Below are 26,771 nucleotides of genomic sequence, written 5' to 3'. Positions count from 1 at the left end.
TTTCGTGGCTACCATCGGTCGGGCTTGATCCCGACCGAAGGGTGCCCCGAGCCATGCCTTCCGAGCTCGCCGTGCAGCACATCCAGGGCAACATCGTGCGTCCGTTCGGCGGCACGCATCAGGCCTTCGTGGCCTTGTCGTTCCGCAACAACCGGTCCGCGGCGCGCCGCTGGCTGGCCGGGGCGGCGTCCCGGGTGACCGCCACCGAGGCCGTGCCGCCCCGGGGCGATTCCCGGCTGGCGCCCGGCCAGACCCTGCTCAACGTCGGCCTCACCGCGACCGGTTTCGTGCTGCTGCACCCCGAGACGGCCGGGCCACTGGCCGCCTACGGCGCGTTCTGGCAGGGGCCGCTGGGCGCCCGCTTCGACGACAACAACCGGCTCACCACCGCCCCCGCCCTGCTCGGCGACGTCGGGCCCAGCGACCCGGCGGAATGGGTGGTCGGCGGGCTCGGCCGGCCGGTCGACGCGCTGCTCACGATCGCCGCCGGCGACCAGGATTCCCTCGATCAGGCGGTCGCGCACGAGAGGACCGCCGCCGCGGGTCTCGAAATCCTGTACGTCCAGCACTGCGAGGTGCTGCGCGACGGTCCCGGCGGGCGCCGCATCGAGCACTTCGGCTTCACCGACGGCATCTCGCAGCCCGGCGTGAAAGGCTTCCCGGACGCCGAGGCCCGCCCCGGCTCGCCCGAGATCGCCGCCGGCGAGTTCGTCCTCGGCTACCCCGGCGAGCGTCGCCCGCAGTCGTGGGCGCCCCGGCCCGTCCCGGCGCGGTGGATGCACGGCGGTTCGTTCCAGGTCTTCCGGCGCCTGCGCCAGAATCCGAAGGCCTTCTGGGAGCGCATGACCGAGCTGGCCCGCGACCAGCAGACCACCCCCGAGCTGGCCGCGGCCCAAGCCCTCGGCCGCCACCTCGACGGCACCCCGCTGGCCAAGCCGGGCGCGAGCCGCGAGAACGAGAACGCCTTCACCTACGACGAGGACCGCGACGGCGAACGGACCCCGCTGTTCGCCCACATCCGCAAGGTCAACCCACGCGAGGACACCGTCTTCCGCGACCGCGGCCACAAGATGCTGCGCCGCGGCATGACCTACGGTCCCCGCTTCCACCGCGAGACCCCCGACGACGCCGAGCGGGGCATAGTCTTCAACTCGTACCTGACAAGCATCGAAGACCAGTTCGAGTTCATCCAGCGCCGCTGGGCCAACGACCCGGGCTTCCCGTCGACGACGCTGGCCAAATACGGCCGGGTCACCGTCGAAGAGGTGGACGGCCTCGACCCGGTGCTCGGTGACAGCCGGGAATCGGCCGAGAGGCGCCTGCCCGAAGAAGTCTTCAAGCAGATCAAACCGTCCGCGTTCGGCGGCTTCGTCACCACGACCGGCGCGGTCTATGCCTTCGCCCCGTCGGTGTCCAGCTTGCACAGGCTGGCCGGCGAGGAACCGCTCGACTAGCCTTTGTTCTGACGTCGTGCCTGTTCGATGCGCTCGAGCAGCGCCGGCAGGCCCGGGCCGCTGTCCGCGACTATCCACTGGGGAAGGGCGGGCAAGGGCGGTCCCGGCGGGAGACGCACGCCCGTGAGCCGCCGATAGGCGTGCCGGTATTCGAGGCTCGCTGCTCGCGCATACAGCTTCTCGTAGATGCCGGCCGCCGTGGTGCGGGAGTCGTCGTCGGTCGGGTCGGCCTGCCAGGCCGCGTCCAGCAGCGCGGCAACCTCCCGCGGCTCGGTCCATCGCACGGCCGCCTTCCGTAGCGACTCCGCGGCACTGGCCGGGTCCGCTTCGCCACGGTCGATCCGCAGCCGGACGGCCACGATGTAGGCGCTGACTTGGATGTCGCGCTCGCCGTGTTCCTCGGCGACACGCAGCGCCTCGGAGTTGAGGCGTTCGGCCGTGGCGACGCTGCCGGTGCTCAGGTGCAGCCGGGCCAGCCGGTTCAGCCAATCGCAGAGGAAGGCGGGCGCGTCGAGCTCGCGGGCCAGCCGGATCGCCTGCTCGAAGAGGTGCCGCGCCTCGTCGGTGCGCCCCTCGGCGGCCGCGATCGCGCCCAGATTGGCCACCTGGTCGGCGCCGGTCGTCCAGTCCCGCAGCTCGACCGCCACCCGCAGGCAGTGAAGGGCGCAGGCACGCGCCCTGGTGAAGTCCCCCTCCTTGCGGTAGACCTCGCCCATGTTGCCCACAGTGACGTTGGCGGTGTGCCGGGCGCCGATGTCCTGGGCCACGTCGAGAGCGCGCCGGTACGAAGCGATCGCCTGGACGTGGTCGGGGATGCCCGAGAACGCCCAGCCCAGGTTGTTGGCGCCGTGCAGCATCCCGGGCCGGTAGCCGGCCTGCTCCGCGGTGTCGACCGCGCGGCGCAGGTTGTCGAGCGCCTCCTGGGACCGCCCGGTCATGAACAGGCACAGGCCGATGTGGTTGAGGGCGCCGCTCATCGCGGGCAGGTCGCTCGTCTCGGCCCCCATGCCGAGGTGACGGCGGGCCAAGGCGAGCGCCTCGCCGTACGACCCCTGAAGGAACAGCGCGAACGACATTCGTTCCATCGTGCGGGAGAGGCCCGGCCGGTCACCGAGGCGCTCGAACTCGGCCAGGGCGCGTTCCAGCCAGCTCACCGACTCGGCGTACGAGTGCGTATACATGAGCAGGTCACCGAGTTGTCGCTGACCGGCGGCGACGATGTCTCGGCGTCCGGTGGCCTCCGCGGCCCGCATGGCCAGGCGGTAGTGCCTCTCGGCCTCGGCCCACTGCCCGATGTGGTGGTGCACCGCGCCGATCTCGATGTGCAGGGCGGCCTGCTCGTCCTGCGGCAGTAGTGGGAGCAGACGCCCGTAGTACTGGGTTGCGGCTTCGTTCGCGAAAATCGCCTTGGCCCGGTCGCCCGCGGCCCGGAACCAGATCAGCTGCTTGTCGACGCGTTCGGTGCGCGCGTAGTGGTGGGCGAGCAGATCGACGTACTGAGTGAGGCGATCGGCGAACGTTTCCTCGATGAACAGCCCGGCCCGCTCGTGCAAGGTGGCTCGAGTGTCGTACGCGATGCTCTGGTACGCCGTCTCCTGAGTAATCGGGTGCTTGAACTCGTACTCCGGCTCCGGTAGCAGCGCGACCCGTGGGGTGAGCGCCAGCGTGTGCAGACGGATGAGATGCTCGGCCACCTCGGCCGGCGATCCGGCCTTGGGATAGACCGAGGCGATCCACGGCGGCTGGAAGCGGCGGCCGATCACGCTCGCCACCTTGATGGCGGCCTTCTCGTCATCGGTGAGTTGGTCGATGCGGGCCATCACGAGACGCTGAAGGCTATCGGGCAGCTGCAGGGCGGCCAGTCCGGCCGGGCTCGCGGTGTCGAACCGGTTGCCGTGCAGATATGCGACCAGTTCCTCGATGTAGAACGCGTTCCCGCCGGCCTGCTCGTCGATCTGCTCGACCAGCCTCGAGGCGATCGTGACGGTCGGACCGTATCGCTCCCGCAGGCGCAGCCGGGCCAGCCGGCGGGCGTCCGCGGTGGTCATCTGGGTCAGCGGCACCTCGATGACGTGCTCGGCCCCCGAGAGTGTGCCGGGGGTCAGTTCACGTGAGGTGGCCAGTAGCAGCACCGGCATGTCCCCGAGATGCCCGGCGATCAGGTCGAGCAGGCTCAGCGACGCTGGATCGATCCAGTGGCAGTCCTCGAGCAGCAGAACCAATGGCGCGGCCGCGGCCCGCTCCCGCAGGCAGGCCAGCAGGATCGAGCGCAGCAGCACGTCACGACCGGCCTGGTCGAGCTGAGCGGTGAGGCCGGTCTCGGGCATCGGCACGTCGATGACGGCGGCCACCAGCGGCGCCCGTTCGCCGGTGCCGTCGTAGCGGGCGACCCGCTCGGTCAGTACGGCCCGCTGCTCGTCGACGGGCCACGACGGATCGATCTCGAGCAACTCCCGCCAGATCGAGCGCCACACCAGATAGCTGGAGTTGGTGCCCTGCGAGCGACAGCTGTCGCCGTAGCCGGTGAAGCCCAGCGTCCCGGTGATGCGACAGGCCTCGGCAGCCAGCCGCGACTTACCGATTCCGGCCTCGCCGTGCAGCCAGACGACTCGGCCGTGGCCCGAGCGAACCTCGCGGACGATCTGCTTGAACTGAGCCGTCTCGGCTGTGCGGCCGACCAGCTCGCCGGGCGAAGGAGAAGGGAGAATGCTCGCCGCGGCGACCTCGTGCACCGCGACGACCGCCCACGCCGAGACCGGCTCGGTCTTGCCTTTGGCGGTGAGCACTCTCGGGCCTTCGGCGACGACAATGTCCCGTACCCGATCAAAGGTGGACCGGTCGACCAGGAGCTGGCCGGATGGCGCCGCCTCCATGAGGCGCGCGGCCAGGTTCACCGCGTCACCGACGACCGCGTATTCCCGGCGGACGTCCGAACCGACCTCGCCGCAGAAGACCGGTCCCGTCGTCACTCCGCCCCGGCCGGCGCCGCCCGGAAGCGCCAGAAGCTCGAGGCAACAGCGCAGTGCGCGCTCCTCGTCGTCCTCATGGCTGACCGGGGTGCCGAAGACCGCGACCAGCACCGTGCCCTTGTCATCGGCCATCAGGTGCCGCAGGTGCCCGCCGTAGCGGTCGATGATGGCCACACCAGCGGCCAGGTAACGCTGGAGCCCGTCCACGGTCGCGGGGTCGTCGACGGACAGGTCGGGCAGCCGGACGAAAGCCGTAGTGACCTTGCGATGCTCGTTGACCAGCTCGTGCCGCCCGGAGCGCAGCCTGGTGCGGATCGCGGGGTGCAGGAACGGTTCCAGCAGCCGCTCCAGCTCGGCTGTCGGAGGCGCCGCGGCCGTGTAGGGAGGGTCGACCGTCGCGAGCGGACCCGCGGCCTCCTTCAGCGCCGACTGGACCACTATCTCTCCGCGGTCGGCCCGGTGGAGCGCGTCGATCGCCTCGTCGAGCGCCGGGCCGGCGATCAGGTGCTGCAGCCGGGTCTCCGGGTCACCCAGCAGCATCAGCAACAGGGGACCGGCCGCCAGGCCGATCCGGATTGTCAGCGAACGGGTGCCGTCCGGAGTGGAGACCGGGATGACCGACGCGGTCGCCTCCCGGATCTGCTCGGCGCAGCGGACGGCCCGCCGGGCCACCGCGCCGACCGTCGCGGGCGTGTAGTCGAACATGCCGACCAGGGCGTCACCGGCAAAGTCGACGACACTGCCGCCGGCCCCCACGATGGCATCGGCGGTCACTTCGAACCACCGGTTGATGATGCGCGTCAACTGCTCGGTGCCGTAGCTGCCGGATCCGGCGAAGCTCTCCGTCAGCGCGGTGAAGCCGACGACGTCGGCATAGAGAACGACCGCTTCGACACGCTGCGTAACTGGCGGGTTGCTGACATTGTCGGTTGTCAGCAAAAGTCTGAGAACGTGTTCGGGCAGGTAGGAACGCCAGGTCGCAGCTAGTTCGCTCACTTTGTGCGACGAGGGGGTAACCGCCTGCTTCTCGGTCACGCCTTGTGGGCCCACCCTTCGGATTCTACTGTCGGGGATCAATCGTCACTCTCAGAACGTCTGCCGCCAATGGGGATGGGGACATGAGTCGGCCCACAAGCGACGCCGCGTTCGAACTGATCGGCGCTTGCGTTCACTCTCTGCGTTTCTCTTTCGGAGCTCCACTCGAATATCCGCACGCGCCGGCCCTGCCGGACGAGCGGGATCTGCCGCCGGCGCTGTTCCGGCGCATCCAGGCCGCTTCGCCGCCGCCGCGCCGCGACGGTGAACCCTGGTATACCGGTATGACGCTTGCGGGCGAGCCGTTCCGGCCGGACGCGATCTCCGGCGCCGATCGGCTGGCCGCCGTCGAGTGCGAGACGGGAATTGCCGGGCTCGACGTAGCGGACCACGAAACTGTGGTGCTCGACGAATGGATCCGGGTGGAGAGGCTCGAGGCGCCCAAGGCGGTGTCGTTCCCGGGGGCGGATCGGGGCCGCTACCTGGTTTCGATCGACTACTGGAGCCCGATCCCGGACGGTCAGACGAGTGCGGAGAAAGCCGTCCGCTACTACGGCGAGTACCGGATGGATTGGACCCAGGTGCCGGAGGGCCGATGGGTGGCGGTCTCTTTCGACGCCTTCTGGCCTCCCGACCGGGACAGCGCGGATTTGATCATCCCGGTCGGCGCTTGCGACTCACACTGCCCGGCCTGACTGAACTTCCCGCCGCTTGGAGCCACGATCATCGACTTGGGCTGCGACGCGCGACGTCGACGGCCAGCTTGGCCGGTGCATATGGATAATCGAGCGGGGCCGGCGAATGAGAAGCGCAGGGAATGCTTGCAGGCCCCGTGCAGCTCGAAGAATGCGTCGCTGGTCCCTTGACCCATGTCTGTCTCCTGTTCCTGGCGGGGGCAGAGTTCGTCGCCGGCGCCGAGCGGGATGGGCGGTCGGCGCTGTCGCGCTCTTTCAGGAAGAAGTCGTCGAAGGAGACGGCAACTCGCTCATCTTCGTGCTGCCTTGGTAATCCCGGAAATACCAGTATGTCCGGAGTGGAGTAGAATTGTTCCCTGCTTCAGCGGAAGGCTCTTCTGTGCCGATCCTGGGAGGGTGGGTCAAGGCCCCGCCGCGCTCCCTCTGCGCTGCCTGGTTATGGGGGCCGGCCTGACTCCTCCGTGTTCCCGCGGTGCTCGGCGTTGACCATGGCCCGGTCCTGATCCGCTTCGGCGGGTGAACTGGGCCAGGATGCCCGCGGCTGATGGGGTGGGTGGCCTCTCCGGCGTGTTCTGCCCGCTGGAACAGGACTGCGCCGACCTGATCATCCGAGTCAGCGCCTGTGACTCGCGCTGACCGATGTGACTTCACTTTTAACGTGGTCGTAACTACAGTCATCGATATATGGGAGCGCTCCCAAGACTGTAGGAGGCGGCTGTGCGGCATCGGATGTGGGCGGTAGCGGGGGCTGCGGCGCTGGTCGCGGCCGGTTTGGCGGTGGCTGCGGCGCCACCCGCGTCGGCGGCGGCCGCGTGCACCGTGGAGTGGACGGCCAACCAGTGGTCGAACGGGTTCACGGCCGAAGTGCAGGTGACCAACGGGGGAGCGGCGGTCACGTCGTGGACTCTGGGATGGACGTTCGGCGGGGATCAGCGGATCACCAACGGCTGGAACGCCACCGTGACCCAGACCGGAAGCGCCGTCACGGCGGCCAGTGTGGGCTGGAACGGGGCACTCGCCACCGGAGCCTCGGCGCGGTTCGGATTCCAGGGGACGTATTCGGGGACGAACGCCAAGCCGGCTGAGTTCACCTTCAACGGGGTCTCGTGCAGCGGCTCGGTGACGCCCACGCCCACGCCGACCACCCCCACGCCCACAACCCCGACCCCGACCACTCCTACGCCGACCACTCCTACGCCGACGACTCCGGCGCCGACTACTCCCACGCCTACTCCGACCACGCCGAGCCCGGGGTGCGTGCCGACGGCGATCTGTGACGGGTTCGAGAACCAGACCGGCGCCGTCCCGGGCGGCAACTGGGCGATCTCGACCCCGGACTGCTCGGGTGCGGGGACCGCGGTCATTGACCGTACGGTGGCCCGCAGTGGATCTGTGTCTTTGCGGATCAACGGGGCCGCGGGCTACTGCAACCACGTCTTCGCCGGGAACACGCAGATTCTCGGCACGGCCGGGCCGGTCTGGTACGTCCGCTACTGGGTGCGGCACACCACCGCGCTGCCCGCGTCGCACATCACCACGGTGGCCATGCGCGACTCGGCCGACGGCAACCGTGACCTGCGCTTCGGTGGTCAGAACGGGGCACTGCAGTTCAACCGCGCCTCCGACGACGCCACCCTGCCCGAGCAGAGCCCGGCCGGTGTCGCCCTCTCCACGCCGCTGCCCACCGGCACGTGGAACTGTGTCGAGTTCAAGGTCAACGGCAGCAACGGCACCATGGAGACCTGGCTGAACAACACCTCGGTGCCCGGGCTGCTCAACGACGGCGTCCCGACGCACGACGTCGACGGCCAGTGGCTCAACCGCACGTGGCGGCCCGCGCTGACTGATCTGCGGCTGGGCTGGGAGAGCTACGGCGAAGGCGCCGACACCCTCTGGTACGACGACGTCGCCGTGAGCTCCCAGCGCAACGGCTGCTGAACCTTAGGAGGCCGGGCAGAAGTCGTCGCAGTCACCGAGCGGGATGAGCACGTCGGCGCTGTCCCGCTCCTTGGGGAAGAACCCGTCGAAGCTGACGGCCACCCAGTCGTCGGACGGCCGCTTCGCCCACTCGACGCGGTGAGTGGCGAAGTAGTCGACGGACCGTTCGGCGGCCGGGCTCCAATAGGGGATCGAGAGCAGGAACTTGCCCTCGTCCTCACCGGGCATGGTGACCGTGTGTTGCCGGCGGGGCACGTCGAACGTCCAGTCGAGCACGACCGTGCCGGGCGTGGGCTGGTCGAGGTTCCGGGCGCCTTCCGGATGCTGCACCTCGGCCAGCCGGTCCCGGGAGCCGTCCGGGTCGAAGGGCTGACCATCGAGGGTGAGCCCGTTCGGCCAGGGCGCACCCTGGCGGTGCGGTGGCGGTGACGCGGCTTGCATCCGCCGGAACAGGGCCGGCGGCGGGTCGTCGCCGGCGATCCGGGCCGGCGAGTACGGGTAGTCGACGGGCGCGGCAAACGAGAACCGCAGGGAGTGCTCACACGCCCCGTGCAGTTCGAAGACGGCGTCGCTCAGCGGTTGTCCCACGTGCTGTCTCCTTCGCAGAGTTGGTCGCAGGCGCCGAGGGGGATGAGGATGTCGGCGCTGTCGCGTTCTTTGGGGAAGAACCCGTCGAAGCTGACGGCCACCCAGTCGTCCGCGGGCGGTCTGGTCCATTCGACGCGGTGGGTGGCGTAGTAGTCGACGGTCTTGGTGACGTCTCCGTCGGTGGTGTCGGCCGGGTTCCAGTAGGGGATCGACAGCAGCAAACGGCCCTTGTCATTGCCCGGCGTGGTGACGGTGTGTTGCTCGCGGGGAACTTCGAACATCCAGTCGAGCACGACCGTCTCGGGGGTCGGCTGATCGAGGTTGGTGGCGCCTTCGGGATGCTTGACGTCGGCCAGGTGGTCGAGGTGGCCGACGGGGTCGAAGGGCCGACCGTCGAGGGTGAGTCCCGTCTGCCATGGGGCGCCGTTTCGGCTGGGCGGCGGCGAGGCGACCTGTATCCGGCGGAAAAGGACCGGGGCCGGATTCTCTTCGGCCACTTTTGCGGGTGCGTAGGGATAGTCCACAGGTGCGGCGAACGAGAAACGCAGGGAATGAGCGCAGACGCCGTGGACTTCGAAACCCGCGTCGCTGGAGAAGACAGTCACAAGGCGCTCCTCGTTCAGTTCGGGCAGAGTTGGTCGCAGGCGCCGAGCGGAATCAGGATGTCGGCGCTGTCGCGTTCCTTCGGGAAGAAACCGTCGAAGCTGACGGCGACCCAGTCGGCTTCGGGTTGTTTGGTCCATTCGACGCGGTGGGTGGCGTAGTAGTCGACTTCCTTCGTGAGTGACTGCCCGAACTCGGAAGCCGGGTTCCAGTACGGGATCGAGAGCAGGAACTTGCCCTCGTCATCGCCCGGCGTGGTGACGGTGTGCTGTTCACGGGGAACTTCGAACATCCAGTCGAGTACGACTGTTTCGGGCGTGGGCGGGTCGAGGTTGGTGGCGCCGGACGGGTGTTCGACCTCGGCGAGCCGGTCGAGGGCGCCGGCGGGGTCGAAGGGCCGGCCGTCCAGGGTGAGCCCGGTCGGCCACGGCATGCCCGCACGGCCGGGTGGCGGCGATGCGGCCTGCAGACGCCGGAAGAGCACCGGGGCCGGGTTGTCGTCGGCCAGCTTGGCCGGCGCGTACGGGTAATTTGCGGGTGCGGCGAACGAGAAACGCAGCGAGTGCACGCAAGCGCCGTGCAACTCGAATCCGGCGTCACTGGTCCAGACGCTCATAACAGCTCCTCGATTAGCTGGGGCAGAGTTGGTCGCAGGCACCGAGGGGGATCAGGATGTCGGCGCTGTCGCGTTCCTTGGGGAAGAAGTTGTCGAAGCTGACGGCGACCCAGTCGGCTTCCGGCGTTTTGGACCACTCCACGCGGTGAGTGGCGTAGTAGTCGACGTCCTTCGTGATCGATCTGCCAGCTTCCGTGGCGGGATTCCAGTAGGGAATCGACAGCAGGAACCTGCCTTCGTCGTCACCCGGCGTGGTGACGGTGTGTTGTTCGCGGGGAACTTCGAACATCCAGTCGAGTACGACTGTTTCGGGCATGGGCTGGTCGAGGTTGGTGGCGCCGGATGGGTGTTCGACCTCGGCGAGCCGGTCGATCGGGCCGGCGGGGTCGAACGGTGCGCCGTCGAGGGTCAGGCCGTTCTGCCACGGGGCACCGCTGCGGTTGGGCGGCGGCGAGGCGGCCTGCATCCGGCGGAAGAGGGCCGGAGCCGGGTTCTCCTCGGCCACCTTCGCCGGTGCGTACGGATAGTCCGCGGGCGCGGCGAAGGAGAAACGCAACGAGTGGGCGCAGGCTCCGTGCAGTTCGAAACCGGCGTCACTGGTCCAGACAGTCACAAAGGTTCTCCTCGTTTTTTCAGGAAGGGCAGAGTTGGTCGCAGGCGCCGAGGGGGATCAGGATGTCGGCGCTGTCGCGTTCTTTGGGGAAGAAGCCGTCGAAGCTGACGGCGACCCAGTCGGCTCGGGGTTGTTTGGTCCATTCGACGCGGTGGGTGGCGTAGTAGTCGACGGTTTTGGTGACCTCTCCGTCGGTGGCGTCGGCCGGGTTCCAGTAGGGGATCGAGAGCAGGAACTTGCCCTTGTCGTCGCCGGGAATGGTGACGGTGTGTCGCTCGCGGGGGACTTCGAACATCCAGTCGAGGACAACGGTGTCGGCTGCGGGAGGGTCGAGGTTGACGGCACCTTCAGGGTGGTTGACCTCGGACAGGCGGTCGACGGGGCCGTTCGGGTCGAAGGGACGGCTGTCGAGCGTGAGCCCGGTCTGCCACGGAATGCCTTGGCGGTTGGGCGGCGGCGAGGCTGCTTGCATCCTGCGGAAGAGCGAGGGGGCGGGGTTCTCGTCGGCCACCTTCGCCGGCGCGTACGGATAGTCCACAGGTGCGGCAAAGGAGAAACGCACCGAGTGCACGCAAGCGCCGTGCAGTTCAAAACCGGCGTCACTGGTAATAACGCTCATGACATCTCCTCATCGTGGTTGGGGCAGAGCTGGTCGCAGGCGCCGAGGGGGATCAAGAGGTCGGCGCTGTCGCGTTCTTTGGGGAAGAAACCGTCGAAGCTGACCGCGACCCACTTGTCCGAGGGTGGCTCGGTCCAGTCGACGCGGTGGGTGGCGAAGTAGTCGACGGGCTGTTCGGCGACCGGGCTCCAGTAGGGGATCGAGAGCAGGTAACGACCGGCATCGTCGCCGGGCATGGAGACGGTGTGCCGGTCGCGGGGGATCTCGAACGTCCAGTCGAGAATGACGGTGTCCGGCGCGGGTTCGTCGAGGTTGGTGGCGCCGGAAGGGTGTTCGACGTCGGCGAGCCGGTCGAGGGGGCCGTACGGGTTGAAAGGTTGGTCGTCGAGGGTCAGTCCGGCCGGCCACGGCGAACCCTGACGGCGGGGCGGGGGCGAGGCGACCTGCATGCGGCGGAAAAGGGCCGGCGGCGGGTTGTCGTCGGTCACCTTTGCCGGTGCGTATGGATAGTCGACCGGACCGGCGAAGGAGAAACGCAACGAGTGCCGGCATGCTCCGTGCAGTTCGAAAACGGCGTCGCTGGTTGGTTGGCCCATGGTTGTTTCACCTCGTGGGGTCGAGTGGTTGATCGGTGGCCAGCAGGTGCAGGGCCGCGCGGGAAGGGGCGAAGGCGTAGACCGAGCCGGTGGTGGTGACGAAACCGCCGAAGGCCAGTGGTGGTACGCCTTTGACGTTGTCGCCGTGGCGGCGGTGGGCGGCCTCGGCGCTGTAGCCGATGACCGGGTCCATGCCGTCGACGCGGCCTTCGGCGGCGCCCGGTTCGAGGTCGAACTTGGCGATCGTGCGCGACGGGAACTCGGGATCGTTGGCCCAGCAGCGTTGCAGGAACTCGAACTGGTCCTCGATGCTGGCCATATAGGCGTTGAACAACATGCCCCGCTCGATGGTGTCGGGCACACGGCGGTCCATCGCAGGCCCGTACGGGATGCCCCGGCGCAACAGCTTGTGGCTGCGTTCGCGGAACATCTCGTCGTGGCGCGGGTTCATTTTGCGGATGTGGGCGTACAGAGGGGTTTTCCGGCCGTGCGGGTCGTCGGCGTAGCTGAAGTCGTTGTCGCCGGAGCCGGAGCCGGAGCCGGAGCCGGAGCCGGAGCCGGAGCCGGGGGTGGCCAGTGGGGTGCCGTCGAGGCGGCGGCCCACGGCACGGGCGGCGAGCTCCTCGGGGGAGGTGTTGTCGTCGCTCAGCTTCTCCATCTTGTCCCACCAGCCGGCCACGTCCTGGCGTAGCCGGCGGAACACGTGAAAGGAGCCGCCACGCATCCAGGTTGCCGGTGCGGGGCGGTGCCCGAGGGTCAGCGGCCGGCGTTCCCCGGTCAGGCCGAGCACGAATTCGCCGGCGGCGACGGCGGGGGTTCCGGTCGCGGCGTCGGGTACGCCGCGTATGCCGGGGTTGGAGATGCCCTCGACGAACCCGAAGTGCTCGATCGGTTTGTCGTCGCCGTTGCGGACGACGCTGCCGTACTGCTCGCGGGGGCCGTCCTCGCTGCCGGTGGAGATCGGCATCACGACCAGCCCCGCCTCGACCGCAAGAGCCTGCTCCTCCCGTACGCGGGAGCGCAGTGTCTCTTGATCGTCGGCGGCCAGAGTCAGCATCGCGTCGACCGGCGCTCGCCGGACCCCGCCGACCACCCACGTCGTGGGGTCGCTGTCGCCGATGTCGCCCAGTAACGCCGGTGTGCTGGTGATCTGGCCCTTCTCGTCGAGGCGGTTGCCCAGCGGGCCTTTCCAGAACGCTTCGAAGGGCACCAGGTCGGTCGCCACCTCGGGATGCAGCATGGTCAGCCCGGTGGCCGTCAGGCTCAGGCTCATCAGCGACCGGCCGGCCGGGATGTGGGTGCCGTCGCGGGCCTCGAGAACGTCGGCCGTGCAGTCGACCCGGCAGGCCGCGGCGCCGAGCCAGGCCCGGGCCCCCGTCCGGTTGCTGCTGAACGACAGGAACAGGAACGCCTGGTGACGACCCTCGAAGGGTTGCAGGATGTTGCCCTGAATCTGCCGCGGATCCGCGAGCAAGGCCTCGAGATCGTGCCGGTCGGACATAAAGTCTCCATAGCGGACGTACGGGCATAGATGCCTGCGCCGGTTCGACCCGCCGCCGTCACGGCATGCGGGTATTACGGAAGGAGGAGGGCTGTCGTCAGTCGCCGTGCGGGATGGGCACCGTGGCGGTGAGGTGATGCAGCTCGAAGAAGGCAGCGTCAGCCGCTTGACCCATTTCAGTCTCCCATCGTGATGAGCGATGTGTTGCTGAAGGGTTTCGCAGCGGCCCCAGTCGCTGATTGCCCGTGTGCGCCCCGGATTGCGAGGCGCGGACATCACTCGGAGCCCCTAGAGGCCCCTGCGACATCCAACTGGAGCATAGGTCTTTCCGGCTTCAACTCAAGACCCCGTCTCGTATCGCGGTGTGCCAAAAATGCGGGGTGGACCGGAGCGGGCTCGGGCCATACGATCGGCGTTCCTCACTGGAATCCTCCGGAGGTCCGCGGCTTGCGGGCTCGCGGCCCGGCTGGTCCCACGGACCTGGGGTGTGGATTGACCACGGAACTCGACAGTCCCGGCAAGGCCCAACTTCGATTCCCGGCCGCGGTGTGGTTTCTGCTCAGCGGCGAGCTGATCATGGCATTGGGCGTCGGCCTCACCCAGCCGTACGCGGTAGTGCTGCTGCACGACGTGCGCGGCTACTCCCTGGCCGTGGCCACCGGCATCTGGGCGCTGGGCCCGGTCGTCACCATCGCCGGTAACGCCGTCGCCGGCCCGCTGATCGATCGCCGCGGCGGGCGGTTCGTCATGGTGGCCGGCCTGAGCCTGGTCACGGTGAGTCTGCTGACCATCGCGTACGGGCCGGGTCTGGTCTCGGCGATGGCCGGAGTCATGATCGGTGGCCTCGGCTGGTCGTTCGCCATTCCGGCGCTGGGCACACGGCTGGCGATCCTGGCGCCGGAAAGCCGGCGGTCGCGCGTCTACACCCTCCAGTACGTGATCATGAATCTCGGCATGGCGGTCGGCGCCGCCCTGGGCGGGGTCGCGTTCGCTCTCACCCCGCCGGACACGGAGGAAGGCCGATCCGTGCTTCCGTTGCTCTGGGTCGCCGGGGCGACCGTGTGCCTGGTCAACATCGGGCTGACGATGCTTGCCGGCCGGCAGATGGCCCCGCCCTCGGCGGACGGCGAGGTCCCGCGGAAGGGCGGATATCGGCGGGCCCTCGGCGACGGCGCGCTGGTGCGCATCCTGGTCGCCTCGGCGCTGCTGTCCACCCTCGGTTACGGCATCTACAACGCGGCCCCTTCGGTGATGGCGCTCGCCGCGGACGATCCGGCCGCGCTGGGCTGGGCCGGCGTCGCCAACTCGGTGGCCATCGTGGTCGGGTCACCGGTCGCCCTGCGCATCGCCGGTCGCATCACGGCCCGCACCGCCCTGCTCTGCACAGCTGGGTTGTGGGGGCTGGCCTGGGCGATCTGCGTGCCTACGGTGCTCGGCGGCGGCCTGGGCGTCCGAGCGGTGCTGACCATCGCCTCGGTCCTGATCGGTTTCGGCGAGCTGCTGATCGCCGGCGCCCTGCCGACGCTGATCAACGGGCTGGCCCCGGACGACCTGCGCGGGCGCTACAACGCGCTGTCGAACCTGGCGCTGACTGTCGGCATGGCCGCCGGTCCGCTGCTCACCTCGGCCTCCGCCGCGATCGACTCGACCGTTTCGCTGCTCTACGTGGCGGTCGGCCTGGCCGGCGTGGCCACCTTGCTGCTTCTGCGGCGAACACCCGAGGTACCCACGGCGAAGCCGGAGGCGGAGCTGCTCGAGCGTTAGCGGAACAGGGCCACGGCCTCGGCGAGCCGGGCCCGGGTCCAGTCGAGATGGCGGGGGGTGGTGACGCCCCGGAAGGCGGTTTCGACGACCATGACCAAGGTCAGGTACAGGTTGTAGAGGCGGCGGCGGTCGTGTTCGGCCGGGGTCAGGGCGGTCTTGCCGTAGCCGCGGAGGAAGGCGGTCGGGTCGCCGAACGACCCGAGCTGGGTGGCGGCGAAGCCGGCCTCGATGAGCGGGTCGCCGTAGAAGGCGCGCTCGTGATCGATGACGCAGACGATGCGCCGGTCACGGACCAGAACGTTGCTGCCCCACAGGTCCCACTCGACGAACCGGGGCTCGGTCACCGCGTCCAGGCAGTCGGCGTGGTCGGTGAAAAGGGAGCGCAGCGCGGCGTAATCCAGGTCCACGTCGCGCCGTGAGCCGTCGTGCAGAACTTCCTCGGCCATGGTCAGGAAGTGGGCGCGCCAGGTCGGGACGCCGGGGCCGCCGAGGGGGCCGAACGCCGCGCCGGTGAGGGTGTTGAGCTCGCGGGTGGCGGCGCCCAGCGCCTCGTCGTACTCGTCCTGTTCGTGCGGTGACAGCGTCGAGCGGATCAGGCCGTAGTTGTCGGCGTCCACATACGGCATGAAGAACCAGTCGGCGCCGGCCAGCTCGCGGGTCGTGTCGGCGAACTCGACGGCCGGCACGGGCACGCTCGTCCGCGACCGGATCAGGTCGAGCGCGGCCAGCTCGGTCGCCATCGCCCCGCGCTCGTAGGTCATCACCTCGACCCCGGGCGGCGGAGCGATCTTGAGTACGACCTCGCGGCCGTCGCGCAGGCGGATCCGGTACGCCACGTTGAACCAGCCGTGCCCCAGCTCGTGCACCCAGCGCGTACCGGACGGAACCTGATCTTCGGAGTAGGCGCGCGCCACCATCGCCCGCAGCGTCTCGAGGGGCTGCCGGTTCTTGGTGATGCTCTCCATGCTTGCTGGCCTCGCTCCGCTCGGCGGCATTGCGCCCCTGGAGGTCGGTGTCGAGGGCGCCAAAAACGCCCTCGGCTTCGCCTAGCCGTTTTCGGCGCCCTCGACACCGACGGGCGCAATGCGGGTGAGTCAGGATCCCACGTACGCCGCCAGGTGCTCGCCGGTCAGGGTGGAGCGCGCGGCCACCAGGTCGGCCGGGGTGCCCTCGAAGACGATCGTGCCGCCGTCGTGGCCGGCGCCCGGGCCCAGGTCGATGATCCAGTCGGCGTGCGCCATCACGGCCTGGTGATGCTCGATGACGATCACCGACTTGCCCGACTCGACGAGCCGGTCGAGCAGCCCGAGCAGGTTTTCCACATCGGCCAGGTGCAGGCCGGTGGTCGGCTCGTCGAGGACGTAGACGCCGCCCTTTTCCCCCATCCGGGTGGCCAGCTTGAGCCGCTGCCGCTCGCCGCCGGACAGGGTGGTCAGCGGCTGGCCGAGCTTGAGATAGCCGAGCCCGACGTCGGCCAGCCGCACCAGGATCGTGTGCGCGGCCGCCACCTTGCCCTCGCCCTCGCGGAAGAACTCCTCGGCCTCGACCACCGGCATCGCCAGCACCTCGCTGATGTCCTTGCCGCCCAGCTTGTACTCCAGCACGGACGCGTCGAACCGCCGGCCCTCGCACACCTCGCAGGTGGTGGCCATGCCGGCCATCACGCCGAGATCGGTGTAGATGACACCGGCGCCGTTGCAGTTGGGGCACGCGCCCTCGGAGTTGGCGCTGAACAGGGCCGGCTTGACCCCGTTGACCTTGGCGAACGCCTTCCGGATCGGTTCGAGCAGGCCCGTGTACGTGGCCGGGCTGCTGCGCCGCGAACCCCGGATCGCGCCCTGGTCGACCGCCACCACCCCGTCGCGCGGCGCCACCGACCCGTGGATCAGCGAACTCTTGCCCGAGCCGGCCACGCCCGTGACCACGACCAGCACCCCCATCGGGATGTCCACGTCGACGTCGCGCAGGTTGTGCGAGCCGGCGCCGCGCACCTCGAGTGTGCCCGACGGCTGGCGCACCTTGTCCTTCAGCGTCGCCCGGTATTCCAGGTGGCGGCCGGTGAGCGTCCCGCCGGCGCGCAACCCGTCGAGGCTGCCCTCGTAGACCACCTCGCCGCCCCCGCTGCCGGCGGCCGGCCCGAGGTCGATGATGTGGTCGGCAATCGCGATCGCCTCCGGCTTGTGCTCCACCACCAGCACGGTGTTGCCCTTGTCGCGCAGCTGCCGCAGCAGGTCGTTCATGCGCTGGATGTCGTGCGGGTGCAGGCCGATCGTCGGCTCGTCGAAGACGTACGTGACGTCGGTCAGAGCCGAGCCCAGGTGCCGGATCATTTTCGTACGCTGGGCCTCGCCGCCGGACAGCGTGCCCGAGGGCCGGTCGAGCGACAGATAGCCCAGACCGATCTGGACGAACGAGTCGAGCGTCTCGCCCAGCGCGGTCAGCAGCGGCGCCACCGACGGCTCCTCGAGCTCGCGCACCCACTCGGCCAGGTCGCTGATCTGCATCCGGCAGGCGTCGGCGATGCTGATGCCCTTGATCTTCGACGACCGCGCGGGCTCGCTGAGCCGGGTGCCGTCGCAGTCCGGGCAGGTTTTGAAGATGGCGACCCGCTCGATGAAGGCCCGCACGTGGGGTTGCACGGCGTCGATGTCCTTGGACAGGAACGACTTCTGGATCGAGGGGATCAGGCCCGCGTACGTCAGATTGATGCCCTCGATCTTGACCTTGGTGGCCTCGCGGTAGAGCAGGTCGTCGAGTTCCTTCTTGGTGAACTTCTTGATCGGCTTGTCCGGGTCGAAGTAGCCGACACCCCGGAAGATCCGCCCGTACCAGCCCTCCATGCTGTACCCGGGGATCGTGATCGCGCCCTCGTTGAGCGACTTGTTCTCGTCGTACAGCTGGGAAAGGTCGATGTCGTTGACCGAGCCGCGCCCCTCACAGCGCGGGCACATGCCGCCGAGCAGGCTGAAGGTCCGCTTCTCCTTGACCTCGCGCCCGCCCTTCTGCAGCGTCACGGCGCCGGCCCCGCTGACCGAGGCGATGTTGAAGGAGAAGGCCTGCGGCGAGCCGATGTACGGCTTCCCGAGCCGGCTGAACAGGATCCGCAGCATGGCGTTGGCGTCGGTGGCCGTGCCGACCGTCGACCGGACGTCGCCGCCCATCCGCTCCTGGTCGACGAGGATCGCCGTGGTCAGGCCGTCGAGCACGTCGACGTCGGGCCGAGCCATCGAGGGCATGAAGTTCTGCAGGAAAGCCGAATAAGTCTCGTTGATCAGCCGCTGCGACTCGGCCGCGATCGTGCCGAAGACCAGCGAGCTCTTGCCCGAACCGGAGACCCCGGTGAACACCGTGAGGCGGCGCTTCGGAATCTCGACGCTGACGTCCTTGAGGTTGTTCACGCGTGCCCCGTGCACGCGGATCATGTCGTGGCTGTCGGCCTCGTGCATTCCCCGGCTCCCTCGTTCGACGGCTTCCCCCCGCAGAACTCTAAGTGCGGCGCGGGCCGCGCTGCTTCTTCATTCCTGATCAGGGGTCGGGCAAGTCTGCCAGGGGCGTACCTGCAGGCGCGCGGGGTAAGCGGTAGGCATGGCAATTAAGAAACAGACCCGCGACGCGTTGCCGGACAGCACGTTCGCGTTTCCCCGCGTACGCAAGGAGCCGTTGAACGACGCCCGGCATGTGCGCAACGCCATCGCCCGGTTCGACCAGGTGCGCGACGTGACCGACGAGGAACGCGACGAGGCCTTCCGGCGCATCAAGAAGGCCGCCGCCGAGTTCGGCGTCGACATGACCGAGAACTCCTGGCACGAGCTGGGCAAGCCGTCGGCCGGTCGCCGTTCGTCCGACAAGCCACGCACTCAGGCGCCGAAAAAGGATCTCTACGCCGAGGCTCAGCGGCAGGGCATCCGCGGCCGCTCGTCGATGACGAAGGAGCAGCTCGTCGAGGCCCTCCGCGAGTGATCCGAGAAGGAAGCCGGCCGGGCAGATCATCTTCGAAGCGCGGATGTCGACCTGGCATGAGCCCTGGTTCTCACAGCCGGGGGAGGTGGGCCCGGTCGCGGAGGTGTTCGGGGACCAGCTCGACCAGTTGGTCGGGGCGCAGGGGCAGGTCGAGCAGGCTCAGCTTGATGCGCGTACGGGTGCCGTGGGTGCCCTGGTCGAAGCGGACCACGTTGGTGGCGTGGGGGCGCATGCGCAGGACCATGTCGGTGCCCTCGGCGACGGTGATCGTCGTCGCGCCGTCGAGCGACAGGCGGGTCTCGTGCGAAGGGGCGCGCAGCCGGATGGTCTCCTCGCCGCCCAGCACGATCGAGCGGTTGATGCCGGCCATCGGCGCGACGGGGGTGAGGCCGATCAGCGGGGCCGACGGCGAGATGACCGGGCCGCCCGCCGCGTAGTTGTAGGCGGTCGAACCCGTCGGCGTGCACACGACGACCGCGTCGCTGCGGAAATAGCCGTGGCGGACGCCGTTGATTTCCAGGTCGAGCGAGACGGCGGTCCACGGCTGGGCGGCCGTGAGCACCACGTCGTTGAAGGCCAGGGCCGGGCCGTCGTGGCCGGTCAGCTCGAGGCAGCTGTGCGGTTCCAGGCTGAAGTCGCCGGCGATCAGGCGGTCGAGCGCCTGGTGCAGGCCGTCGGGGGACACCTCGATCAGGAAGCCGATGTTGCCGTGGTTGACGCCCAGCACCGGCGTCGGGCGACCCGCGACCAGCCGCATCGCCCCCAGCATGGTGCCGTCGCCGCCCAGGCTGAACACGAAGTCGGCCCGCTCGGCGATCGCATCCTCGTCCATCGGCTCGACATCCTGGAGGCGTACGGCGTCGGAAGGTTTGGCCACGAGCCGGACGCCGTGCTCCTTGGCCAGCTTGACCACCGTGGCGACCGACTCGCTGACATCGTTGCGGGGATGCACGACGAGGCCGAGGATGTGGTTCTTCATGCCCATGCCCCGACCATGCCACGAATCCGATCAACCCCCCAGCGGATGGCACTTCTCGAAGCCGCAGCCGGATTCGAACCGGCGTGATCCGCTTTGCAGGCGGCTCCCTGACCACTCGGGCATGCGACTGTGCTGACGTGCGCGTCCCTGGTGCCGACCCAGGTCTGCCATAAGGCGACGGTTTTACGGACCGCTGGACGTGCCGCCGTCCACGACGCGCGTAGGTGACTGACCGGATTCGAACCGGCGACCTCCGGGGCCACGACCCGGCGCTCGGCCATCTGAGCTTCAGCCACAGTGCCCGCACCAGGGATCGAACCTGGGACCTTCCCCGTGTGAAGGGGACGCTCTTCCGCTGAGCCATACGGACGTATCCCGGGCTGGGGTCGAACCAGCGGCTTCCGCCCTGTCACGGCGGCGCTCTTCCGCTGAGCTACCGGGATGGGAGCAGGGGCGGGATTTGAACCCGCGATATCCGGCTTATGGGACCGGCGAGGACGACCGAACTCCTCCACCCTGCAAGTGCGCCGCCGGGGAATCGAACCCCGAACCCACGGATTAAGAGTCCGTTGCTCTACCAATTGAGCTAGCGGCACTTGGTGCGTGCGTGCGTGCGTGCTTGCTTGCTTTGCGTTCGCGGAGACGGGGCGAGTTGAACGCCCACGGGGTTTCATCCCCCAACCGCTTTCGAGGCGGTGGCCGGCGCCCATCGGCTGGCGTCTCCGTGTGTGGTGCCGTGTCGCCGGGTGGGTTCGAACCACCGGCCTCCGCTTTTTCAGAGCAGCGCTCGTACCGGCTGAGCTACGGCGACAAATTTCTTGCGTGGACCCGGCCGGGGTCGAACCGGCCACCTCCGCTGTGCGAGAGCGGCGCTCTACCTGATGAGCTACGAGCCCCTGTAATGCTGCGTACCCGGAGCGCGATTCGAACGCGCACTGGCGCCGTCCTGAGCGGCGTGCCTCTGCCATTGGGCTACCCGGGTGTGGGCCGGAGGCGGGACTCGAACCCGCTGCCTGCCGATTACGAGTCGGCTGCACGACCTGTCGTGCTGCACCGGCCTGGTGTCGTGCTGATCGTGCGTGCCCTCGGCGCGATTCGAACGCGCACTACCGACGTCCTCAACGTCGGGCCTCTGCCGTTGGGCTACGAGGGCGAAAAGCGGCAGGCCGGATTCGAACCGGCGGCCTCCACCGTGGCGGGGTGGCGCTCTGGCCTGACTGAGCTACAACCGCATGTGGACCTGGGCGGATTCGAACCGCCGACCCCCGGTCTGCCGAACCGGTGCGCTACCGACTGCGCCACAAGCCCATGGGTCCGCGACCGCCGTCGCGAACCGGAAAAGTCCGGAGCCCCCGAGTCGAACGGGGTGTCTCACACTCCCAAGGTGCGCGGGTTGCCGTCTCCCTCGCTCCGGATAAATGTGCCATCCGCTGTGGAGTTGTCAATTAACGAATCGAATAAGGGCAGCGTGGAATGGCCCACGGCGCCGGATGGAAAATGCGATCGGAAAACAAAAAAGCCGCCGTCCCGGGGAGGGGTCGGCGGCGTCGTGCCAGCGTGCGCTAGCTGTGCCACCGCCCCCGATAGGGCTTGCCAAGGAGCGTAAAGAAGCAGGTCAGGGCGATGCCCGAGCCGCACGGTGCTAGCTGGTGAGCTGCGGTCGTGACGTGCTGCGACATCTGCCTCTCCTCTCCTGTGGTTCCCGGTGGTGAAAACAAAGGTAGCCGCCGGCGCGCCGTCTTGGCAACGCTATTTACGGGTTGGATTGAATTGCTTTCTGTCAACCGGGCCTGTGGACAACTGGGCATTGTGGATAACCCGGCTGGGCCGTCCGCCGCCGCGTAGGGTCGGGCCCGCGTCTTCCTCTTACCCGGGGTGGGCGGGGGAGGCGGTGGCTGAACACATGATCAAGCAACACTTGACCAAGCGACACACATGATCAGGCAGCGCGTGATCAAGCAGCACACGACCGAGCAGCGGATCGTCGAGCAGTACCCGACCGAGCAGCACATGATCAAACGACACATGATCGAGTACGGATACGTGATCAAGGGAGCGGCGCATGAGTGGCAGGCCGGCGGTTCACCTGGCGATCCCGGTGGACGATCTGGAGGCGGCCCGCGAGTTCTACGGCGGGGTGCTCGGGCTCGGTCAGGGTCGGTCCAGCGACCACTGGATCGACTGGGATCTGCACGGGCATCAGCTCGTGACGCACGTCGTCGACCGGCCCGTGACGGCCGCGGGCGACAGTGAAGTGGACGGTCATGAGGTGCCGATCCCGCACTATGGGCTGCTGCTGACGATTGAGGAGTTCCACGCCCTGGCCGAGCGGCTGCGGGAGGCCGGCACGACCTTCCTGATCGAGCCCTACCTGCGGTTCCCGGGCCGGCCGGGTGAGCAGTGGACGATGTTCTTCCGCGACCCGGCCGGCAACGCGCTGGAGTTCAAGGCCTTCCGCGACGAGAGCCAGGTGTTCGCGCAATGAGAGACGAAGCGCGATGAGAGACGAAGCGCAATGAGAGACGAAGCGCGATGAGAGACGAGAGCCGGGTGTTGGCGCAATGAGAAGAGTGCTGGTCACGGGAGCGTCGCGGGGGATCGGGCGGGCCATCGCGGTCGCGTTCGCCGCGAAGGGTGACCGCGTCGCGGTGCACTACGGGAGCGACCGGCAGGAGGCCGAGGTCACCCTGCGTACGCTGGAAGGGGTTGATCATGCCCTGGTCGGCGGGGACCTGGCCGATCCCGAGGCGGCGCGCACCGTGGTCGACGCGGCCGCGGCGGGGCTGGGCGGGATCGACGTGCTGGTCAACAACGCTGCCATCGCGCCCGGCGAGGCCAACCGCCACGAGATCACTTCCATCCCGTACGAGGAATGGCAGCGGATCTGGCGCACCATGATCGATGTCGACCTGCTCGGGGCGGCCAACGTGACCTATCTCGTGGCCCGCCACCTGATCGAGCGGGAGGCCGGCGGCAGCATCGTCAACGTGGGCTCCCGAGGGGCGTATCGCGGCGAACCCGACTTCCCCGCCTACGGCGCCGCCAAGGCCGCCCTGCACGCGTTCGGCCAGTCGATGGCGGTCGCGCTGGCCCCGTACGGGATCGCCGTCGCCTCGGTGGCGCCCGGCTTCATCGGCACGGAGAGGCAGCAGGGCAACATCGACGACCGTGTACGCGCCCAGAGCCCGTTCGGCCGGGTCGGCACCCCGGAGGAGGTCGCGGCGGCCGTGCTGCACCTGAGCTCACCCGAGGCGGTCTGGTCGTCGGGCGCCGTCCTCGATCTCAACGGCGCTTCCCACCTGCGGTAACGACACCTCTCGATGGCTCGGGTATCTTGAGGGTCGAGGAAACAAACTTAAACATTCATGGGGGCTCGGGTGTCTTCTGCGGATCGGTTCGCCCTGTTGTCGACGTCCGAGCCACCGGCCGGGCAGCGCGTGCTGTTCCGGCAGGCTGTCGTGCTGGGCGGGAGCATCGCGGGCCTGATGGCCGCGCGGGTGCTCAGCAACCACGCCGACCAGGTGCTGATCATCGAGCGCGACGATCTGGCCGAGCTCGACGTGCCCGCCGACCGGATCGCCGCCGACCCGGCCGGAGCCGTCGCGCCGCGCCCGGGTGTGCCGCAGGGCAGCCAGGTCCACGCGCTGCTGCCCTCGGGGCTCAACCAGCTCGAACGGTTCTTCCCCGGCTTCATCGAGGAGGCGCTGGCCGCGGGCGCGGTGAACCCGCCGCCCGAGACGAACCGCTTCTACATGGACGGCAAGCTGCGCGACGAGGCGCCGGCCGGTCCCGCCGCGCAGGCCCTGATCTCGAGCCGCCCGTTCCTCGAGGCGCTGATTCGTCATCGGGTGCTGAGCCTGGCCAACGTGCGTACGGTGACGGGCCGGGCCGAGGGTTTGATCTTGCGCGACGATGCCGTGACCGGCGTGCGCTACGGCGACGGGCAGGAGGAGGCGGCCGACTTCGTGGTCGACGCCACCGGACGCTCCAGCCGGCTCGGCGACTGGCTCGAGGGGCACGGGTTCGCGAAACCGCCGATGCAGCGCATGGGCATCAAGCTCAACTACGCGACCGCCCTGTTCCGCCGCCCGGCCGACGCCCAGGTGTGGACGTGCATCTCGATCGCCAACCCCGGCCCGGGCAAGGTCGCGCGGATCGGCGGCTTCACCCCGATCGAGGGCGACCGGTGGACGGTGCTCGTCTCCGGCTATGCCGACGACCGGCCCGGACGCGACGCGGGCGAGTTCCGGCAGCGCTGCGTCGACAACTTCCCGCCCGAGTTCGGCGAGGTGGCGACCACGGCCGTGCAGGTCGGTGACGTCGTCACCTATCACCAGGCGGACAGCCGGCGCCGCGACTTCCACCGGCTGACCCGGTTCCCGGCCCGCCTGGTCGCGGCCGGTGACGCCGTGGCCTCGTTCAATCCCGTGTACGGCCAGGGGATGACCTCGGCCACGCTGCACGCCTCGGCGCTCTCCGAATATCTGCGCGGCCGGCCTGACCTGGACAAGCCCGCCCTGTCCTACTTCCAGGACGTCAAGGTCGTGGTGGACGCGGCCTGGCAGGTCTCGACCATGGCCGACCTGGCGCTGCCGCACGTCGACGGGCCTTACCCCAAGGGTTACAAGGCCATCCAGTGGATCACCGGCCTGATCTTCAAGGCGTCGATGCGCGACCAGTCGATCAACCAGCGGCTCGGCCAGGTCACCACGATGCTCGAGCACCCGAGCGCGCTGGCCCAGCCGAAGTTCCTGCTGCGGGCGCTGGCGATCGGGGCCCGCACCTGACCGGGCCATGACCCGCGCCACACACCGTCACGTCGGCTTCCGCTCCCTCGTCCCTGGCCCGAACGCACAGGACGAGCGAAGGGGTGGACACGATGAGGATGGCAGTGGCCGGGGGAACCGGCTGGGCCGGCAAGCTGGTGGTCGAACGGGCGCGGGCGGCCGGGCACGACGTCGTGGTGATCTCCCGGTCGAACGGGATCGACCTGACCACCGGCGCCGGGATCGACGAGGCGTTGCGGGGCGTCGACGCGGTGATCGACGTGACCAACATCGAGACGCTGAACCGCAGGACGGCGACCGCGTTCTTCGAGACGACCACACGCACCCTTCTGGCGGCGGAGGAGCGTTCCCGCGTACGCCACCACGTGGTGCTGTCGATCGTCGGAGTCGACCGGGTCGACTCGGGCTACTACGCGGGCAAGCGCCGCCAGGAAGAGCTCGCGCTGACCGGCCCGATCCCGGCGACCGTGCTGCGGGCGACCCAGTTCCACGAGTTCGCCGCCCAGATGATCGACCGCGTGCCCGGACCGGTGAAGCTGGTGCCGTCGATGCTGACCCGGCCGGTCGCCGCGGCCGAGGTCGCGGCCGAGCTCGTACGGCTGGCCGAAGGACCCGCCCAGGGCCTGGCGACCGACCTGGCCGGCCCCGAGGTGCTCAAGATGTCGTCGATGGTGCGGCGCCTGGCCCGGGGCAGACTGGTGCTGACGGTGCCGGCCGGCCGGGCGATGTCGGGCGGTGGTCTGCTGCCGACCGGCGATTTCCAGCGCGGCGAAATCACGTTCGCCGAATGGGTGGCCGGACGGTGAAGCGCTGGGCCGTGCTGATCCTGGCCGTCTCGGCCGCCGTCGTCGGCGTGTGGGCCGCCGCGTTCCCGCTGTCGTTCTACCACGACTTCCCGTCCCCGGGCCGCAACTGGGTCTCGACGCTGGGCCCCTACAGCGAGCATCTCGTACGCGATGTCGGCGCCCTCTATCTGGCCCTGCTCGTGCTCAGCGTCTGGGCGTGGCGGCGCCCCACCCCGGAGGCCCTGCGCGTCACCGGCGGCGCCTGGCTGGTCTTCAACGCGATCCACTTCCTGTGGCACATGCTCCACCTCGACATGTTCCCCACCATCGACAAGGTCGGGAACGCCGTCTCGCTCGGCGGGCTGCTGGTTCTGTCGATCGTGCTGCTCCTGCCCGACCGCGCGCGTACGCGTACCCGACCGGCTTGATCACGCCGGAGTAAGGTCACTCGACGTGCTGGGGGAGATCGTCAACGAGGTGCGCGACGGCGTCGGCTGGGTCACGATGAGCAACCCGGCCCGGCGTAATGCCCTGTCCACGGCCATGCTCGGTGCGCTGGCCGACGTCGTCCGCCGCTTCGACGACGCGCCCGACGTACGCACGATCGTGCTGCGCGGCGCGGGCGAGACGTTCACCGCGGGGGCCGACATCTCCGAGTTCGCCGCCCACCACGACTCGGCCGGGGCCCGCGAGACGTGGGAGCAGACGCTCACCGGCCTGTTCGAAACGCTCAGCGGGCTGACCACCCCGCTGATCGCGATGATCCAGGGGCCGTGCTTCGGGGCCGGGATGGCGCTGGCGCTGAGCGCCGACATCCGGATCGCCGCCGAGGGCAGCCGCTTCGCGATCCCGGCGGCCCGGCTCGGCATCGGCTATCCGTTCGCCCTCGCGCAGACCCTCGTCCACGTGGTCGGCCCGGCCAACGCGGGCGACATGCTGTTCACCGCCCGTGCCTACGCGGACACCGAGGCCCTGACCGTCGGGCTGATCAACCGCCTGGTGCCGGCCGCGGAACTCGAGGCGGACGTGCTGGGCACCGCGTCGGCGATCGCCGCCAACGCGCCGCTGGCCGTGCGCGCGGCCAAGGCCTCGATCAAGGCGGCCGCCCACCCGGCGCTGGCCGAGCGGGCCCGGCAGCTGATCGCCGAGACCACCGGCTCGTACGACGAATTCGAGGGTCAGCGGGCGTTCATGGAGCGGAGATCACCGTCCTTCGAGGGTCGTTGACACTTTTATCACGGCCTATATTGACGACTGTTAGTAAATCTT

The 26,771-nt window shown here is 69.0% G+C and carries 22 protein-coding genes and 14 tRNA genes; 11 read left to right on the top strand and 25 right to left on the bottom strand.

The genetic code is table 11. From position 1 onward, the window contains the following. Positions 1–53 precede the first annotated feature (53 nt). The gene (locus tag ACZ3I4_RS10145) at positions 54–1,454 is read left to right on the top strand and encodes a Dyp-type peroxidase (protein WP_465381545.1); all 1,401 of its coding nucleotides are present in this window, start codon (positions 54–56) and stop codon (positions 1,452–1,454) included. On the opposite strand, the gene ACZ3I4_RS10140 is transcribed toward ACZ3I4_RS10145, so the two are convergent. Beyond that, the gene (locus tag ACZ3I4_RS10140) at positions 1,451–5,419 is read right to left on the bottom strand and encodes a tetratricopeptide repeat protein (protein ID WP_465381544.1); all 3,969 of its coding nucleotides are present in this window, start codon (positions 5,417–5,419) and stop codon (positions 1,451–1,453) included. The two genes, ACZ3I4_RS10145 and ACZ3I4_RS10140, sit on opposite strands and share 4 nt — an antisense overlap. Positions 5,420–5,541: 122 nt before the next feature. On the opposite strand from ACZ3I4_RS10140, the gene ACZ3I4_RS10135 reads away from it, so the two are divergent. Further along, positions 5,542–6,153 (top strand): hypothetical protein, encoded by a 612-nt coding sequence (locus tag ACZ3I4_RS10135; protein WP_465381543.1) that lies wholly within the window; start codon positions 5,542–5,544, stop codon positions 6,151–6,153. Between the two features lie 729 nt (positions 6,154–6,882). Then, positions 6,883–8,091: a cellulose-binding domain-containing protein gene (locus ACZ3I4_RS10130; protein WP_465381839.1), complete on the top strand. Its 1,209-nt coding sequence runs from the start codon at positions 6,883–6,885 to the stop codon at positions 8,089–8,091. 3 nt (positions 8,092–8,094) lie between these two features. Here the strand turns inward: ACZ3I4_RS10130 and ACZ3I4_RS10125 are convergent, their stop codons facing one another. The 7 genes from ACZ3I4_RS10125 to ACZ3I4_RS10095 are packed head-to-tail and all read right to left on the bottom strand — an operon-like array spanning position 8,095 to position 13,227. Beyond that, a complete protein-coding gene (locus tag ACZ3I4_RS10125) occupies positions 8,095–8,679 on the bottom strand; it encodes a hypothetical protein (RefSeq protein WP_465381542.1) in 585 nt (194 codons plus the stop codon). After that, positions 8,664–9,284, bottom strand: coding sequence for a hypothetical protein (locus ACZ3I4_RS10120; RefSeq protein WP_465381541.1), 621 nt, complete (start codon positions 9,282–9,284; stop codon positions 8,664–8,666). The genes ACZ3I4_RS10125 and ACZ3I4_RS10120 overlap by 16 nt, the downstream gene beginning before the upstream one ends. A gap of 14 nt (positions 9,285–9,298) precedes the next feature. Next, positions 9,299–9,898 (bottom strand): hypothetical protein, encoded by a 600-nt coding sequence (locus ACZ3I4_RS10115; RefSeq protein ID WP_465381540.1) that lies wholly within the window; start codon positions 9,896–9,898, stop codon positions 9,299–9,301. 13 nt (positions 9,899–9,911) lie between these two features. Next, a complete protein-coding gene (locus ACZ3I4_RS10110) occupies positions 9,912–10,511 on the bottom strand; it encodes a hypothetical protein (protein WP_465381539.1) in 600 nt (199 codons plus the stop codon). 19 nt (positions 10,512–10,530) lie between these two features. Further along, complete coding sequence (locus ACZ3I4_RS10105) at positions 10,531–11,130, bottom strand: hypothetical protein (RefSeq protein WP_465381538.1); 600 nt, start codon at positions 11,128–11,130, stop codon at positions 10,531–10,533. Then, complete coding sequence (locus ACZ3I4_RS10100; RefSeq protein ID WP_465381537.1) at positions 11,127–11,726, bottom strand: hypothetical protein; 600 nt, start codon at positions 11,724–11,726, stop codon at positions 11,127–11,129. The genes ACZ3I4_RS10105 and ACZ3I4_RS10100 overlap by 4 nt, the downstream gene beginning before the upstream one ends. Positions 11,727–11,733: 7 nt before the next feature. After that, on the bottom strand, positions 11,734–13,227 hold the full coding sequence (locus tag ACZ3I4_RS10095) for a Dyp-type peroxidase (protein WP_465381536.1): 1,494 nt from the start codon (positions 13,225–13,227) through the stop codon (positions 11,734–11,736). A gap of 492 nt (positions 13,228–13,719) precedes the next feature. Here ACZ3I4_RS10095 and ACZ3I4_RS10090 point away from each other — a divergent pair, with 492 nt between their 5' ends. Further along, on the top strand, positions 13,720–14,991 hold the full coding sequence (locus ACZ3I4_RS10090; RefSeq protein ID WP_465381535.1) for an MFS transporter: 1,272 nt from the start codon (positions 13,720–13,722) through the stop codon (positions 14,989–14,991). Here the strand turns inward: ACZ3I4_RS10090 and ACZ3I4_RS10085 are convergent. Continuing rightward, complete coding sequence (locus tag ACZ3I4_RS10085) at positions 14,988–15,956, bottom strand: phosphotransferase family protein (protein WP_465381534.1); 969 nt, start codon at positions 15,954–15,956, stop codon at positions 14,988–14,990. The two genes, ACZ3I4_RS10090 and ACZ3I4_RS10085, sit on opposite strands and share 4 nt — an antisense overlap. Before the next feature lie 129 nt (positions 15,957–16,085). Beyond that, on the bottom strand, positions 16,086–18,437 hold the full coding sequence (locus tag ACZ3I4_RS10080; RefSeq protein WP_465381533.1) for an ATP-binding cassette domain-containing protein: 2,352 nt from the start codon (positions 18,435–18,437) through the stop codon (positions 16,086–16,088). Positions 18,438–18,576: 139 nt separating this feature from the next. Between ACZ3I4_RS10080 and ACZ3I4_RS10075 the strand changes: the two genes are divergently transcribed. Continuing rightward, on the top strand, positions 18,577–18,951 hold the full coding sequence (locus ACZ3I4_RS10075; RefSeq protein WP_465381532.1) for a DUF6582 domain-containing protein: 375 nt from the start codon (positions 18,577–18,579) through the stop codon (positions 18,949–18,951). Positions 18,952–19,021: 70 nt separating this feature from the next. Here the strand turns inward: ACZ3I4_RS10075 and ACZ3I4_RS10070 are convergent, their stop codons facing one another. The 15 genes from ACZ3I4_RS10070 to ACZ3I4_RS10000 all read right to left on the bottom strand — a co-directional run bounded on the left by ACZ3I4_RS10070 (position 19,022) and on the right by ACZ3I4_RS10000 (position 21,238). Further along, entirely contained in the window at positions 19,022–19,936 is a 915-nt protein-coding gene (locus ACZ3I4_RS10070) for an NAD(+)/NADH kinase (protein WP_465381531.1), read from the bottom strand. A 52-nt stretch (positions 19,937–19,988) separates the two neighbouring features. Further along, a tRNA-Cys gene (locus ACZ3I4_RS10065) sits at positions 19,989–20,059 on the bottom strand. Positions 20,060–20,153: 94 nt separating this feature from the next. After that, a tRNA-His gene (locus tag ACZ3I4_RS10060) sits at positions 20,154–20,226 on the bottom strand. Positions 20,227–20,228: 2 nt separating this feature from the next. Next, positions 20,229–20,300: transfer RNA gene (locus ACZ3I4_RS10055), tRNA-Val, on the bottom strand. Between the two features lies 1 nt (position 20,301). Then, a tRNA-Val gene (locus ACZ3I4_RS10050) sits at positions 20,302–20,373 on the bottom strand. Further along, positions 20,373–20,451, bottom strand: a tRNA-Met gene (locus ACZ3I4_RS10045). Before ACZ3I4_RS10045 ends, ACZ3I4_RS10050 begins: the two co-directional genes overlap by 1 nt. 2 nt (positions 20,452–20,453) lie before the next feature. After that, positions 20,454–20,526: transfer RNA gene (locus ACZ3I4_RS10040), tRNA-Lys, on the bottom strand. Between the two features lie 41 nt (positions 20,527–20,567). Then, positions 20,568–20,654 (bottom strand) — tRNA-Ser (locus tag ACZ3I4_RS10035). Between the two features lie 13 nt (positions 20,655–20,667). Continuing rightward, positions 20,668–20,741: transfer RNA gene (locus ACZ3I4_RS10030), tRNA-Phe, on the bottom strand. A gap of 12 nt (positions 20,742–20,753) precedes the next feature. Beyond that, positions 20,754–20,826 (bottom strand) — tRNA-Ala (locus tag ACZ3I4_RS10025). Positions 20,827–20,839: 13 nt separating this feature from the next. After that, a tRNA-Leu gene (locus ACZ3I4_RS10020) sits at positions 20,840–20,912 on the bottom strand. 3 nt (positions 20,913–20,915) lie between these two features. Beyond that, positions 20,916–20,988, bottom strand: a tRNA-Thr gene (locus tag ACZ3I4_RS10015). Positions 20,989–21,010: 22 nt separating this feature from the next. Then, positions 21,011–21,083, bottom strand: a tRNA-Leu gene (locus ACZ3I4_RS10010). 4 nt (positions 21,084–21,087) lie between these two features. Beyond that, positions 21,088–21,162: transfer RNA gene (locus ACZ3I4_RS10005), tRNA-Gly, on the bottom strand. A gap of 3 nt (positions 21,163–21,165) precedes the next feature. After that, a tRNA-Ala gene (locus ACZ3I4_RS10000) sits at positions 21,166–21,238 on the bottom strand. A 754-nt stretch (positions 21,239–21,992) separates the two neighbouring features. Here ACZ3I4_RS10000 and ACZ3I4_RS09995 point away from each other — a divergent pair. The 6 genes from ACZ3I4_RS09995 (at position 21,993) to ACZ3I4_RS09970 (ending at position 26,729) form a co-directional block, all read left to right on the top strand. After that, entirely contained in the window at positions 21,993–22,415 is a 423-nt protein-coding gene (locus ACZ3I4_RS09995; protein ID WP_465381530.1) for a VOC family protein, read from the top strand. Between the two features lie 76 nt (positions 22,416–22,491). After that, on the top strand, positions 22,492–23,238 hold the full coding sequence (locus tag ACZ3I4_RS09990) for an SDR family NAD(P)-dependent oxidoreductase (protein WP_465381529.1): 747 nt from the start codon (positions 22,492–22,494) through the stop codon (positions 23,236–23,238). A 69-nt stretch (positions 23,239–23,307) separates the two neighbouring features. Then, positions 23,308–24,717, top strand: coding sequence for an FAD-dependent oxidoreductase (locus tag ACZ3I4_RS09985; protein ID WP_465381528.1), 1,410 nt, complete (start codon positions 23,308–23,310; stop codon positions 24,715–24,717). 92 nt (positions 24,718–24,809) lie between these two features. Then, entirely contained in the window at positions 24,810–25,523 is a 714-nt protein-coding gene (locus ACZ3I4_RS09980) for an SDR family oxidoreductase (RefSeq protein ID WP_465381527.1), read from the top strand. Next, positions 25,520–25,930: a DUF4345 family protein gene (locus ACZ3I4_RS09975; RefSeq protein ID WP_465381526.1), complete on the top strand. Its 411-nt coding sequence runs from the start codon at positions 25,520–25,522 to the stop codon at positions 25,928–25,930. The genes ACZ3I4_RS09980 and ACZ3I4_RS09975 overlap by 4 nt, the downstream gene beginning before the upstream one ends. 25 nt (positions 25,931–25,955) lie before the next feature. After that, the gene (locus ACZ3I4_RS09970) at positions 25,956–26,729 is read left to right on the top strand and encodes an enoyl-CoA hydratase-related protein (protein WP_465381525.1); all 774 of its coding nucleotides are present in this window, start codon (positions 25,956–25,958) and stop codon (positions 26,727–26,729) included. Positions 26,730–26,771 lie beyond the last annotated feature (42 nt).

The sequence above is a fragment of the Actinoplanes sp. NPDC021490 genome (genome assembly GCF_055562135.1).
Note: the sequence above shows the minus strand (reverse complement) of the source record. Positions and strands in the feature narration are given on the sequence as shown.

Bases quoted from the DNA above. Each gene is read 5' to 3' on its own strand.
- ACZ3I4_RS09995 (WP_465381530.1), top strand. From the start codon at position 21,993: ATGAGTGGCAGGCCGGCGGTTCACCTGGCGATCCCGGTGGACGATCTG.
- ACZ3I4_RS10080 (WP_465381533.1), bottom strand. From the start codon at position 18,437: ATGCACGAGGCCGACAGCCACGACATGATCCGCGTGCACGGGGCACGC.
- ACZ3I4_RS10085 (WP_465381534.1), bottom strand. From the start codon at position 15,956: ATGGAGAGCATCACCAAGAACCGGCAGCCCCTCGAGACGCTGCGGGCG.
- ACZ3I4_RS10130 (WP_465381839.1), top strand. From the start codon at position 6,883: ATGTGGGCGGTAGCGGGGGCTGCGGCGCTGGTCGCGGCCGGTTTGGCG.
- ACZ3I4_RS10075 (WP_465381532.1), top strand. From the start codon at position 18,577: ATGGCAATTAAGAAACAGACCCGCGACGCGTTGCCGGACAGCACGTTC.
- ACZ3I4_RS09980 (WP_465381527.1), top strand. From the start codon at position 24,810: ATGAGGATGGCAGTGGCCGGGGGAACCGGCTGGGCCGGCAAGCTGGTG.
- ACZ3I4_RS10070 (WP_465381531.1), bottom strand. From the start codon at position 19,936: ATGGGCATGAAGAACCACATCCTCGGCCTCGTCGTGCATCCCCGCAAC.
- ACZ3I4_RS10135 (WP_465381543.1), top strand. From the start codon at position 5,542: ATGAGTCGGCCCACAAGCGACGCCGCGTTCGAACTGATCGGCGCTTGC.
- ACZ3I4_RS10115 (WP_465381540.1), bottom strand. From the start codon at position 9,898: ATGAGCGTCTGGACCAGTGACGCCGGATTCGAGTTGCACGGCGCTTGC.
- ACZ3I4_RS09990 (WP_465381529.1), top strand. From the start codon at position 22,492: ATGAGAAGAGTGCTGGTCACGGGAGCGTCGCGGGGGATCGGGCGGGCC.
- ACZ3I4_RS10100 (WP_465381537.1), bottom strand. From the start codon at position 11,726: ATGGGCCAACCAACCAGCGACGCCGTTTTCGAACTGCACGGAGCATGC.
- ACZ3I4_RS10105 (WP_465381538.1), bottom strand. From the start codon at position 11,130: ATGAGCGTTATTACCAGTGACGCCGGTTTTGAACTGCACGGCGCTTGC.
- ACZ3I4_RS10145 (WP_465381545.1), top strand. From the start codon at position 54: ATGCCTTCCGAGCTCGCCGTGCAGCACATCCAGGGCAACATCGTGCGT.
- ACZ3I4_RS10095 (WP_465381536.1), bottom strand. From the start codon at position 13,227: ATGTCCGACCGGCACGATCTCGAGGCCTTGCTCGCGGATCCGCGGCAG.